Raw genomic sequence first — 12597 nt, 5'->3', positions numbered from 1 at the left:
TCTTCCCTCACTATTTCTGACATAATGCCGCAAACTTTGTCAAAATGCCTAGCCCAACTTGACCTGATTTTTCAGGGTGAAACTGTGCCCCAAGGATATTTCCTTTTGAAATCATGGCCGGAATTTCCCTGCTATAATCTGCTGTCGCGTCGATATATTCAGGCTCTACTTCGGTAAAATAACTGTGAACAAAGTAAACCGACTGATCATCAAGTCCATCTGTCAGTGAGTTTTTCTGCTTGACTTCCAACTGATTCCAGCCCATGTGGGGCACAGGATAGTCGTCTTTAGCTGGAATAGGACGGCAAACACCGGGAATGAGACCCAAACCCTTGGTCGGCTGGTGTTCCAAACCTTGGTCCAAGAGCAACTGCATACCTAAACAAATGCCCAAAAAAGGCTTGCCAGCGGCCACAACTGTCTGAATAGCTGGTAGCAGTTGGCGTTTCTCCAATTCAGCCATAGCCGACGGAAAGGCACCGACTCCTGGTAAAATCAAACCTGTAGCCGACAAAATTTTCTCAGGATCCGCCGTCAATTCCGCAGCTACACCGATTTTTTCCAAGGCCCGCAGAACATTAGCTGTATTTCCCGCATCGTAATCAATCACTCGTATCATACTACAAGAGTCCTTTTGTTGAATTGACACCCTTAATGTCAGGGTTGATGTTAATGGCTTCGCGAAGAGCTCGACCTGTTGCCTTGAAGAGACTTTCAGCCTTATGATGACTATTTTTCCCGTGTAAAATCTTCAAATGCAGGTTCATCTGCAGGTTGAAAGCCAAGGCTTGGAAGAATTCTTCAACCAATTCCGTATCAAAATCGCCTAATTTGGGATTGTCAAAGGTGGCATCAAAGACCAAATAAGAGCGTCCAGACAAGTCCAGACTGGACATGCCAAGCGTTTCATCCATAGGCACAAAAGAAGTCCCGTAACGATTGATACCGACCTTGTCGCCCAGAGCTTCCTTGATGGCTTGTCCAAGAACAATCCCGACATCCTCAACCGTATGATGGCTGTCCACCCAAGTATCACCGTCTACATGGACAACTAGAGACATGCGACTATGGCGGGCAAAAAGGGTCAACATGTGGTCAAAAAAGCCCACACCCGTCGCAATTTCAACCGGATCCTGCACATCCAAATTAACTGTCAGCTTGATTTTTGTTTCAGAGGTATTGCGTTCAATGCTTGCTGTTCTCATGATGTTCTTCTTTCTTTACTATATTAGAAGCTGTATTCGCAGATCGGTACCTGACGTGTGAATACCGTTGCTTAATTCTTCACTCTATCCAAAATCTCAATCACCTGATACAAATTTTTCTCATTGATTTGATAAGGGGTTTGTTCCTGCACAATAGGTTTGGCACAGAAGGCGATGCCGATACCCGCCGCCTGAATCATTGGCAAATCGTTGGCACCATCGCCCACTGCAATCGTATCTTGCATATCGAGACCATTTTCCGCCGCCCAAGTTCTGAGCATGGTTTCCTTGACATCCTTAGTCACAATGTCACCGGTCACGCGTCCTGTCAAAACTCCGTTGACAATTTCTAGAGTATTGGCCTTAACATAGTCCAAATTGAGCCGTTCCGCCAATACATTGACCGTCTGATGAAAACCACCCGACACAACGGCTACCTTATAGCCACGCTTGTGGAGCTCTGCTACCAGTTCTTCTGCTCCCGGTGTGAAATGAATGTGCCCTAAAATGCGATCCAAAACCGTTTCGGGCAAGCCCGCCAGCAAGCCAACGCGTTCACGCAAGGCTTCTTCAAAATCCAATTCCCCCCGCATGGCGCGCTCGGTAATGTCCGCAACTCGCTGACCGAGACCAGCTTCTTCGCCCAACAGGTCAATGCCTTCTTCCATGATCAAGGTGCTGTCCACATCCATGACCAATAATCCCTTAACTTCCTTCATTTCTCACCTCAATGGCCCGTGCATGAGCAGCCAATCCTTCTGAATAGGCCAAATTCGTAATGGCCTGACTAGCCTCTTGCACGGCTTTCTTACTATATTGTGTGTATTGTATTCGTTTGATAAAATCATGGACACCCAGTGCCGAATAAAAACGGCTGGTGCCTGAAGTTGGCAGAACATGATTGGTCCCTGCATAATAATCCCCAATCGGCTCACTGGTATAATGACCCAAGAAAATCGACCCCGCATGCTTGACCAAGGAAAGATAATCATAGGCATCTTCCATAGCAATTTCCAAATGTTCAGGCGCCACCAAATTCATCAAGTCAAACATGGCTTCTACCGTGTCTGTCACGATAATGCGTCCGTTCTGTTCAATGGATGCCCGCGCAATTTCCTCACGCGGCAAGGTCTGCAATTGCCGCTCGATTTCTAGCTCGACTTGCTCAGCCAAGACTTCCGAATTGGTTACCAAAATCGCACGCGCCAAGCGATCGTGTTCCGCCTGTGATAACAAATCCGCCGCTACAAAAACAGGATTTGCCGTCTCGTCTGCGATAACACCAATCTCAGATGGACCGGCAATCATATCAATTCCAACCAAGCCATAGACCAATTTCTTGGCCGTTGCGACATAAATATTGCCCGGCCCGGTAATTTTATCCACCTTGGGAATGGTCTGCGTTCCATAAGCTAGCGCCGCAATCCCGTGGGCTCCGCCAACCTGATAAATCTTATCCACTCCAGCCAATCTTGCCGCCACCAAAATCGCTGGATTGTAAGTCTCCTGTGGCGGGGTAATCATGATGATTTCCTCCACACCAGCAATTTTTGCAGGGATGACATTCATCAAGACAGAAGAAGGATAGGCGGCTGTTCCTCCCGGAACATAGACGCCCACTCGCTCTAGGGGACGAATGAGTTGCCCACGAAGGACGCCTTCAGACGGTTGGTCCTCAAAACCCTCTTCCACCTGTTGCTGGTGGTAGGAAGCGATATTGGCTTTGGCACCTTCTAAGGCTGAGAGAATGTCTGGTTCAATCTGCTCAAAAGCTGCATCTATTTGCGCTTGACTGACTTCTAAGTCATCGAGCTCGATCCCGTCAAACTGGAGATTGTAGGCTTTCAGAGCTGCATCTCCTTCACGAGCGACCCGTGCCATGATTTCCTTGACGGTCTCTTCTACGGAGACCGTTTCTGCATTCAGCGCTACTTGTTCTTGATAGAGCAAGGCCGCAATGTCTTGACTTGTTCCACTTAAGCGTTTCATCTAAAAGGTACCTCCTCATTTCCGACAATGTCTTCTAATTTCTTGATAAATGATAGCACTTGAGGCTTATTCTTGATGCTGGCTTTATTGACAATCAAACGCGAGGAAATCCGACAAATATCTTCAAAGACCACTAAACCATTGGCTACCAAGGTATTTCCTGTCTCCACAATATCGACAATGGCATCGGCCAGCCCCAGAACAGGAGCAATTTCCACACTACCTTGAATAGAAATAATCTCGACATCCTCGCCCTTTTGCTTAAAATGTTCCATAGCAACTGTTGGATACTTGGTTGCAATCCGTTTCCGCTTGTGGTCGCTAGGATTGTAAGTCGGAACAGAGGCAACTGAGAATTTACACAAGCCAAAGTTCAAATCCAGCATTTCTAAAAATCCAGCCGGATGCTCAATCAAGACATCCTTGCCGACAACGCCCACATCTGCCACCCCGTGGCGAACATAGGTTGTTACATCCGGTGCCTTGACCAGTAAAAAGCGAAACTGCCCATCAGGACTTTTAAAAATCAAATTCCGCCCCTTATCTGCCATGAAAGACATATCAAAGCCTGACTTTTCCAGAAGAGCCATGGTTTCCTTCTCAATCCGCCCCTTGGTCAAGGCAATGGTAATCTGATCACCCATTTACTTCCCTCCTTGATAGTCTAAATCTTGTCGAATGGCTTGATAAATGGCATCAATTTCCAAGGCCCAACCGATAGCCGTCAGCTCCTCGGCTCCAAACCGCTCAAAGAGCTTGTCATACCGTCCACCTGATAAAAAGGCGTCCGGCAATTGCTGGTCAAAAACCTTAAACATCATGCCTGTATAGTAAGGGACCGTCGGAAGTTGTGCCAAATCCACCGTGACAGGTCCCAACTCAGTTTCTGCCATTGCGATAAATGCTTCTAATTGATCAAAAACCTGCAATAATTGTGCGTTCTGTGATACCTGCCGGGCCTCTGCCAAAACGACTTCTGCCTCTCCAAACAAGTACGGTAGGCGACTGATGAAACCATCAAATTCACTCGGGTGTTGCTTGGTAAATTCCTGGAGCTTTGTAATATTTTTATCCCGAATATGGAGCGACAAATCATCCGCAACCTCCGATGTCAACTCCAATTGCTGAAAAATCGTCTTGAGGATGGCTGCGTGTGAAAACTCAAATGTGCAGTCTTTCAAACCCGAACGTTCCAAGGCTTTCTTGGCACTGGAAATAGCTTCAGCATAGGCCTCCTGCACAGGATAACCAATGATTTCAATCCCGGCTTGAGTGCGTTCATTTTCCAAGCCCCGCATGGCTTCTTGACTACGATAGACCTTGCCCGAATAAGAAAATTTAATAGGTGTTTGCACCCGAGTTGATGAAATGACACGTGCTACTTGGCTAGTAATATCCGGCCGCAAGCTCAGAAGATGGCCTCTCTTATCAAAGAGCTGGTAATTATTGGTATCAATCGTATCTGAAAAGACTTCAAAATGCTCCAAGGTCGGCGTTTCAATTCGGTGAAAACCGCACTCTATCAAGAGGTCGCTGACCGTCCGCTCAATTTCATAGGTGGCACGAGCGCGTTTGAAAAGCTTGTCGTACAATCCTTGTGGCAATGTTCGATTGTTCATAGGCACCCTTCCTTTATCCTTGCTAAGACCCGCTCCATCTCTTCTTGTGTACCGATAGAGATGCGCAGTCTATCCTTTATACGTTCTTGTTTTGAAAAATACCGGACATAAATCTGCTGCTCTTCCAATTGCCTGAACAGTTCTCCCGCACTGACATGAGCTGGTCGCACTAGGAGGAAATTGGTTGCTGACGGCAAAACGTCAAAGCCAAGTCTGGTTAATTCTTCCCCAAACCAATCGCGCGTTACCATAATCTTCCGGCAGGTTTCTTCGTAATAGGCCCAATCCTTGACTGCAGCCAATACCAAAGCTTCAGAGATGTCATCCACATTATAAGGATTGATAGCATTGCGCACCGCTTGAATGACACCAATCAGCTCCTTGGAACCTATACCGTATCCGACGCGCAAACCCGCTAGTGATGCATCCTTGGAGAAGGTCCGTGTAATGAAGAGATTGGGGTATTTATCCAAAAGCGGAACAGCTGTCTGCCCGCCGAAATTGACATATGCCTCATCAACGATGACAACGACCTGCGGATTAGCCTTCAGAACTTCCTCAATATCGTCCAGAGACTGGAAACGCCCCGTCGGAGCATTGGGATTGGTCAAAATCACACCGCCACATTCTCTCTGGTAATCCGCCACCCGCCAGCTAAAATCCTCCGCCAAAGCTATTTCTTCAAAAGGAAGCTGATACAAATCAGCCCAGACCTTGTAAAAGCCATAGGTCAAATCGGGGAATAAAATCGGTTGCTCCGTTTTAAAGAAGGACAGAAAAGCCATAGATAAGATGTCATCTGAACCATTGCCAATGACAAATTGGTCTGCCTCCAAACCGTGTTGCTCCGCCAAAGCCTGACGTAGTCCCACTTGGTCCAGACTTGAATAGCGACGTAGGTTTGTCGCATCAAAATCAGCCAAAGCCGCAATTACCGCTGGACTTGGTCCATAGGCATTCTCATTGGTATTGAGTTTAATCATATTGGCCACCTGTGGTTGCGCTCCAGCTACATAAGGCGTAATTTTTCTAAGCCCTTTTATTTCCATGTCATCACCTCTCAAACGATAAAAAAACCACGCACAAGGTCCTTGTTTCAGGACGCTTACACGTGGTTCCACCTTCATTTAGACATACGTCGCCATATATCCCTCAGGAAGTCAAAGACTTCAGTCCGTAACGTAGACAGACGTCAATCACTACTAGGTTCAAAACCGTTGGCAATTGCACTCAAGAATGTGTGCCCAAACCGATGTATCCTCTCAGCAACTAGATACTCTCTGAAAATAGTCTGGGATTGTTTCTCTCATCGCTTTATATTTTGTACTATTTTACCAAATTTTTGATAAATTACAAGAATTATCAGATTTTTTTAGTTTATTTCGCTTAATTTCCGAAACTTGTTCCTTCTGGCTTGCTTTTGTTACAATAGAAAGAAAGGAGATTTTCCATGAGAGACAACCACTTGCATACTCACTACTCCTACGATTCTAAAGCGCGATTTCAAGATTATCTTGAACATTACAGCGGCGAAATCGTGACCACGGAGCATTTTGATTTGTCCAATCCCTACAGCAAGCAGGATGACATTCCTGATTACGAGGCCTATTCCCAAGAAATTGCTGCGCTCAATGAAGGCTACGGTAACCGCGTCAAGAAAGGCATTGAAATTGGCTATTTCCAACCGCGGGAAAACGATATTCTAGCCTACTTAGAAGACAAAGATTTTGACCTCAAATTATTGTCCGTCCATCACAACGGAGTGAATGATTATCTGGACGAGGAAGTCGCGGATATGGACAAGATAGCGGTCATGACCGATTATTTGGATCGCTTGGAATATGCCATCGGACGCGTTCCAGCTGACGTCTTGGCGCATTTTGACTACGGTTTCCGTCTCTTTGATGTGACTGTTCCAGAACTACAAACATTTGAAGCCCAACTCATCCGCATTTTCAAGAAAATGATATCCCATGATTTAGCCTTTGAACTCAACGCCAAGAGCATCTACCTCTACCACCACGAGGAGCTTTACCGTTACGCCCTTCAATTGGTCAAAGAACTAGGTTGTCACCGCTATTCACTCGGCTCCGACGGTCATGTCTTAGAACATTTTCAACTGGGCTTCGAGAAGATGCTCCAACTCTTAGCAGAATACGGTATTCCCAAAACAGAAATCATCAACTTAAACTAAAAAACTAGCCTCGAAAGCTAGTTTTTTGACCTTATTACCGAGAGACCCAAAAGGGTTCTCATCAGAAATGTGTTCTTCAATACGTCTCAGCTGATAATCGAATAAGTGAAAGCATTGATGATTAGGCGTCAGCAAGTGACTGGTAAGCTTTCTCATCCACATTGGTCAATTTAATAATCCAGTTTTTATCGGCTCCCTTTTGGTTGAGCAGGCTTGGGTCAGAACTCGCTTCAAGATTGCGTTCGACCACTTTGCCAGCTAGTGGACTAGTTAACTCCATAACAGCCTTAGAACTTTCTAGATTAAGCAAGCTGTCATCTACAGCCACACCATCTTCTTCTGTAAAATCAATATAAGCAATATCACCGAGTAAATCCTGTAATTCAGGGGTCATGCTAAGGGTGTAGATCGTGTCATTTTTCGTAATTAACAGGGAATTAGCAACTTTTGCCATCATTTAACCTCCGTTTAAAATCTGATGATAATCCTTTAGGATGTCATACGCTACTATAGTATAGCAAGTTTATGAAAAATTTTCAGCTTAGAGTACTCACGTTACGATTCAAGTGTTGTTTTAAAAATTTGCGATAAGTGCTGATTAGATCATCATCCAAATGCAGCTGGCGTTTTTTCAAACCTTGTTTTTCCAGACTTTTTAAGACACGGTTTTGAATCTCTTCAATAGACAGTGAAACCCCCAGTAAATCTGACAGATTCGCCATGCAGGATGGATCAATATCGGGATAGTTAGCTTTGGTAGGCTGATCTTTTATTCCCACGTCATAGAAGTTTCTCACCAACTCTCCTCGGAAATTTTGGTCTCCGTAAACACTAAGGTAGGCAGAAATGACGACGCTGTTCTGGATCCGTCTCTGAGCTAAGCCCGCAAATTTCTTACCTGAGATACTCAAGTCAAAGTCACCTGGACAGTAAGAACGAGGAACTTCAAAATGGTCAATCGTTTGCTCAAAGTCTGAAAACATATCTCTAATGAGAGCTACCATAACTAAATAGGCATCATTAATTGATAATTGATTAGCATTCGGTAGAATCAAAGAAAAGTTCAGAACGCCATCGTCTGAAATAACACCTAAACCGCCAATATTCCGTATGATAGGCTGATAGCCAAAGGCCTTAATTCTCTTTAAACCTTCTTCAAAATAAGGCACTTGTCTATCCAGCATACCTAAAATGACAATATCTTCCATTGGCCAAAAATGGACAATCATTTGGTCCTCATGTTTTGTTACATAACGCAAAAAAGTGTCCGCCCAGGCGAAAGGCTGAACACGTTGTTCTTGACGATTCTCATAGAGCCCAAAAACATTCAGTTTCAAAGCACCTAACAGGGTCAATGCTTCAGACAAAGATACTCACCTCTTCAATTTGGTTTAATGCCTTATTTAGCATACCTTATTCTTCTTTATAACTCAACTTTTTTTGAAAATAGCAAGAAGTTCTCTATTTTATGATATCACTCAAAAGTTTACCGATTGTCGCTTTTTTAGTAAAATATGGATATGAAAATATTGATCACATCTGGTGGTACAACAGAGGCGATTGACTCTGTTCGGGGTATCACCAATCATTCTACAGGAAAACTAGGGAAACGCATTGCAGAAACGTTTGTGGCAAAAGGGCATCACGTTACTCTAGTGACAACCAAACAGGCTCTTAAACCCAAGGCTAGTAATCTATTGACTATTGAAGTCATTGATAACGTGGCCAGTTTAGAACAAATTTTGAAAATCTTAGTTCCTAAACACGATGTCATGATCCATGCTATGGCCGTTTCTGACTATACACCAGTCTACATGGCAGACTTAGAAGAGGTCAAACAGACTGATATTGATACCTTGTTACACACCAAAAATCAAGAGACCAAAATATCATCACGATCGGAGTATCAGGTCTTGTTCTTGAAAAAGACTCCAAAAATTATTTCCCTGGTAAAACAATGGTATCCTGGCATCAAGCTGATTGGCTTTAAATTACTAGTGGCTGTTTCTCAAGAGGAATTATTAGCTGTTGCGCGTGAGAGTCTGGTTAAAAATCAGGCTGATCTTATCGTAGCTAATGATTTATCTCAGATTTCTGGTGAGACTCACCCAGCTTTTTTTGTTAAAGCTAACAGTGTCACGGAAGCAGCGACTAAAGAGGATATCGCTCAATTACTTTATAATGAGGTAATCACAAATGACTAAGACTATTCTTTTGGCAGTTTCAGGATCTATTTCAGCTTACAAAGCGGCTGATCTCACAAGTCAACTCAGTAAATTTGGCTACCAAGTTCATGTCTTAATGACTGAAGCAGCTACACAGTTCATAACACCTTTAACCTTACAGGTATTGTCTAAACATCCCGTTCATCTTGATGTTATGGAAGAAAAGGTTGCTGATCGTATTAACCACATTGACCTCGGGAAAGCGGCTGATCTATTCATCTTAGCCCCTGCTTCTGCTAATACCATCGCCCATCTGGCTAATGGATTTGCAGACAACATGGTGACGGCGACCGCCCTTGCCCTTCCTAATCATGTTCCTAAACTCTTCGCTCCAGCTATGAATACAAAAATGTACGATCACCCTGCTACACAAGCTAATATCGAGCGTTTAAAGACATTTGGTTATCGTGAAATTGAGCCTAAATCAGCTGTCTTAGCTTGTGGTGATATTGGACGAGGAGCCTTAGCTGACGTTGATATTTTAGTAAAAATCATTGAGGAGACTCTTCGTGAAAGTAAATAAAGCTCGGCAAACAGCCATTGTTGCCATTTTCTTTGCCATTATGCTGATTATCCAATTATTAAGTAACATGGTATTCAGCGTTTGGCCCATTCCTATCAAGCCAACTTTGGTTCAGATTCCGGTCATTATCGCTGCTATTTTATACGGGCCTAAAATTGGGGCTAGTTTAGGTATCCTAATGGGGCTCATGAGTCTTGTGACCAATAGTATCATTATTTTGCCGACAAACTATCTATTCTCACCGTTTGTGGAGCAAGGTAATATTTTTTCTCTTGTCATTGCCTTAATACCTCGATTACTGATTGGTATTTTGCCTTACTATACAGCTAAGTGGTTTTCAGGAAAACTTGGTTTAGCCATTTCAGGTATCGTTGGCTCGTTAACCAATACCGTATTTGTCTTATTAGGAATCTTCATCTTCTTCTCAGACGTATATGGTGGCAGTATTCAAGCCTTGTTAGGCGCTGTTATGTCAACAAATGCTTTGGCAGAAATGGTTATTTCAGCGATTTTGGTGACAACGATGATTCCTCGCTTAAAGCGTTCAAAAAAATAATGGAAGCCATGAAAATACCATGGTTTTTTTTCTGTAAAAGTGGTATAATTGTAAGCGTTTAATATATTTCCATTCATTACGAATGTTTGTTTTAAAGGAGATTGCTATGACTTATCAAGAAACCTATCAAACCTGGCTAAATGTTGCTGACCTGCCTGACTACCTTCGTCAAGAGTTAGAAAGTATGGATGAAGCGACTAAGGAAGATGCCTTTTATACCAACCTTGAGTTTGGTACAGCGGGTATGCGTGGCTATATCGGCGCAGGTACCAATCGTATCAATATCTACGTGGTGCGTCAAGCAACCGAAGGCTTGGCAAAATTGGTCGAGTCTAAAGGTGAAGAAGCTAAAAAACGTGGGGTAGCAATTGCTTACGACACTCGCCACTTCTCTCCAGAGTTTGCCTTTGAATCCGCACAGGTCTTGGCAGCCCATGGCATCAAATCTTACGTCTTTGAAAGCCTACGTCCAACGCCTGAGTTATCCTTTGCAGTCCGCCACTACAATGCCGTTGCAGGTATCATGGTGACTGCCAGCCACAACCCTAAAGAATTCAATGGTTACAAGGTTTACGGCGAAGATGGAGGACAAATTCCACCAGCAGATGCGTCTGCTTTGACAGACTACATCCGTGCCATTGACAATCCTTTTGTAGTGGAATTGGCTGACTTGGAAGAAAGCAAGGCTAATGGTCTGATTACGGTTCTCGGTGAAGAGACAGACCGCCTCTACCTGGATGAGCTCAAGTCTATCAATATCAACAAAGACTTGATTGCTGAGCATGGTAAGGACATGAAGATTGTCTACACACCACTTCACGGTACTGGTGAGATGTTGGCACGTCGTGCCTTGGCTGAAGCTGGTTTTGAATCTGTAGCAGTTGTTGAAGCTCAAGCAACAGCTGATCCAGACTTCTCTACTGTTGCCTCGCCAAACCCAGAAAGTCAAGCTGCTTTTGCACTTGCCGAAGAACTTGGCCGCGAAGTTGGTGCAGATGTATTGCTGGCAACAGATCCAGATGCTGACCGCGTTGGTGTTGAAGTTCGTCAAGCAGACGGTTCATACTGGAACCTGTCTGGTAACCAAATCGGTGCTATCATTGCCAAATACATTCTCGAAGCCCACAAACAAGCTGGTACTCTACCAGAAAATGCTGCCCTCGCAAAATCTATTGTGTCAACTGAATTGGTAACCAAGATTGCCGAAAGCTACGGCGCAACCATGTTCAACGTCTTGACAGGTTTCAAATTCATCGCTGAAAAAATCCAAGAATTTGAAGAAAAACATAATCATACGTATATGTTTGGTTTTGAAGAAAGTTTTGGTTATTTGATTAAGCCTTTCGTGCGTGATAAGGATGCCATTCAAGCTGTTCTCATGGTCGCAGAAATTGCTGCCTACTACCGCTCTCGTGGCATGACCTTGGCAGATGGTATCGACGAAATCTTCAAGGAATACGGCTACTTCGCTGAGAAAACAATATCTGTTACTCTTTCTGGTAAAGACGGTGCTGAGCAAATCAAGGCTATCATGGCTAAGTTCCGTGACAATGCCCCTGAGCAGTTTAACAGCACAGACATTGCCCTCTTCGAAGACTTTGCTCTGCAAAAAGCTGTCGCTCTTGACGGAACGACAACTGAACTGACAACACCTCCGTCAGATGTGCTCAAGTACACCCTGACAGACGATAGCTGGTTTGCCGTTCGCCCATCAGGTACCGAGCCTAAAATCAAATTCTACATCGCAACGGTCGGTGAAACCCTGGCTGAATCTGAAGAAAAAATCGCCAATATTGAAAAAGAAATCAACGCATTTGTTGGATAAATGGTGCGAAAGAAAAGAGCCGCTTGGCTCTTTTTTTTTTAGATTAATGTTTAACAAAATGACTGGCAAAATCAAGGTAAGTATCAACCACTGTGTTAAGGAAGTTTTTGGTACCTTCATTTGTCAAATGTGATTGTCGTCATCAAAAAGTTTGTGAACCTGTGCGCTGCAGACTTCTAGTTGCGCAAGGACAGGAACATCTAAAAAGACCAAACTTTGACAAAGATGATGCTTAGCACCAAAGCTTGACACATAACCAGTTGAGTGGTGACAATCAAGTAAGGTTTGCCTTTCATATAGCTTTCAGACACAGTACGAGAGACGACATCAATGGCCTTTTTGATAGAAGCTGGCAAGCCATGATTATATTCTGGTGTGATGAAAACAAAGTCATCTGTTCTGTCAATTGGTGCCAACAGCATTGATGACTATCAGGAAGAATACCGTTTTCATATTCAAGA

General features: G+C 44.0%; 15 protein-coding genes. 5 read left to right on the top strand and 10 right to left on the bottom strand.

Annotation, left to right across the window (positions count from 1 at the left end):
- Positions 1-10: 10 nt before the first annotated feature.
- The 7 genes from hisH to hisC form a co-directional block, all read right to left on the bottom strand.
- A complete protein-coding gene (hisH, locus tag G574_RS0107515) occupies positions 11-619 on the bottom strand; it encodes an imidazole glycerol phosphate synthase subunit HisH (RefSeq protein ID WP_029691656.1) in 609 nt (202 codons plus the stop codon).
- A gap of 1 nt (position 620) precedes the next feature.
- On the bottom strand, positions 621-1205 hold the full coding sequence (hisB, locus tag G574_RS0107510) for an imidazoleglycerol-phosphate dehydratase HisB (protein WP_029691655.1): 585 nt from the start codon (positions 1203-1205) through the stop codon (positions 621-623).
- A gap of 71 nt (positions 1206-1276) precedes the next feature.
- Positions 1277-1924, bottom strand: a complete 648-nt coding sequence (serB, locus tag G574_RS0107505) for a phosphoserine phosphatase SerB (RefSeq protein WP_029691654.1) — start codon at positions 1922-1924, stop codon at positions 1277-1279.
- Positions 1911-3194, bottom strand: a complete 1284-nt coding sequence (gene hisD, locus G574_RS0107500; protein ID WP_029691653.1) for a histidinol dehydrogenase — start codon at positions 3192-3194, stop codon at positions 1911-1913. The genes serB and hisD overlap by 14 nt, the downstream gene beginning before the upstream one ends.
- A complete protein-coding gene (gene hisG / locus G574_RS0107495) occupies positions 3191-3838 on the bottom strand; it encodes an ATP phosphoribosyltransferase (protein ID WP_029691652.1) in 648 nt (215 codons plus the stop codon). The genes hisD and hisG overlap by 4 nt, the downstream gene beginning before the upstream one ends.
- Positions 3839-4813, bottom strand: a complete 975-nt coding sequence (locus G574_RS0107490; protein ID WP_029691651.1) for an ATP phosphoribosyltransferase regulatory subunit — start codon at positions 4811-4813, stop codon at positions 3839-3841.
- Positions 4810-5862, bottom strand: a complete 1053-nt coding sequence (hisC, locus tag G574_RS0107485; protein WP_029691650.1) for a histidinol-phosphate transaminase — start codon at positions 5860-5862, stop codon at positions 4810-4812. The genes G574_RS0107490 and hisC overlap by 4 nt, the downstream gene beginning before the upstream one ends.
- 401 nt (positions 5863-6263) lie before the next feature.
- Here hisC and G574_RS0107480 point away from each other — a divergent pair, with 401 nt between their 5' ends.
- Entirely contained in the window at positions 6264-7007 is a 744-nt protein-coding gene (locus G574_RS0107480; RefSeq protein ID WP_029691649.1) for a PHP domain-containing protein, read from the top strand.
- 121 nt (positions 7008-7128) lie between these two features.
- On the opposite strand, the gene G574_RS0107475 is transcribed toward G574_RS0107480, so the two are convergent.
- Both G574_RS0107475 and G574_RS0107470 read right to left on the bottom strand, forming a co-directional pair.
- Positions 7129-7461, bottom strand: a complete 333-nt coding sequence (locus tag G574_RS0107475; protein ID WP_029691648.1) for a glycine cleavage system H family protein — start codon at positions 7459-7461, stop codon at positions 7129-7131.
- Between the two features lie 82 nt (positions 7462-7543).
- The gene (locus tag G574_RS0107470) at positions 7544-8374 is read right to left on the bottom strand and encodes a lipoate--protein ligase family protein (protein WP_029691647.1); all 831 of its coding nucleotides are present in this window, start codon (positions 8372-8374) and stop codon (positions 7544-7546) included.
- A gap of 153 nt (positions 8375-8527) precedes the next feature.
- Between G574_RS0107470 and G574_RS0107465 the strand changes: the two genes are divergently transcribed.
- The 4 genes from G574_RS0107465 (at position 8528) to G574_RS0107450 (ending at position 12136) form a co-directional block, all read left to right on the top strand.
- Positions 8528-9211: a phosphopantothenate--cysteine ligase gene (locus G574_RS0107465; RefSeq protein ID WP_029691646.1), complete on the top strand. Its 684-nt coding sequence runs from the start codon at positions 8528-8530 to the stop codon at positions 9209-9211.
- Positions 9204-9755 (top strand): phosphopantothenoylcysteine decarboxylase, encoded by a 552-nt coding sequence (coaC, locus tag G574_RS0107460; RefSeq protein WP_017769937.1) that lies wholly within the window; start codon positions 9204-9206, stop codon positions 9753-9755. Before G574_RS0107465 ends, coaC begins: the two co-directional genes overlap by 8 nt.
- On the top strand, positions 9742-10311 hold the full coding sequence (locus G574_RS0107455; RefSeq protein WP_029691645.1) for an ECF transporter S component: 570 nt from the start codon (positions 9742-9744) through the stop codon (positions 10309-10311). The genes coaC and G574_RS0107455 overlap by 14 nt, the downstream gene beginning before the upstream one ends.
- 106 nt (positions 10312-10417) lie before the next feature.
- Entirely contained in the window at positions 10418-12136 is a 1719-nt protein-coding gene (locus G574_RS0107450; protein WP_029691644.1) for a phospho-sugar mutase, read from the top strand.
- A 200-nt stretch (positions 12137-12336) separates the two neighbouring features.
- Here the strand turns inward: G574_RS0107450 and G574_RS11840 are convergent, their stop codons facing one another.
- The gene (locus G574_RS11840) at positions 12337-12552 is read right to left on the bottom strand and encodes an NAD(P)H-dependent oxidoreductase (RefSeq protein ID WP_245540406.1); all 216 of its coding nucleotides are present in this window, start codon (positions 12550-12552) and stop codon (positions 12337-12339) included.
- Positions 12553-12597 lie beyond the last annotated feature (45 nt).

Origin of the sequence: Streptococcus hyovaginalis DSM 12219 (genome assembly GCF_000420785.1) — a bacterium.
Taxonomy (GTDB): Bacteria; Bacillota; Bacilli; order Lactobacillales; family Streptococcaceae; genus Streptococcus; species Streptococcus hyovaginalis.
This window is presented reverse-complemented; position numbering and strand designations above follow the sequence as displayed.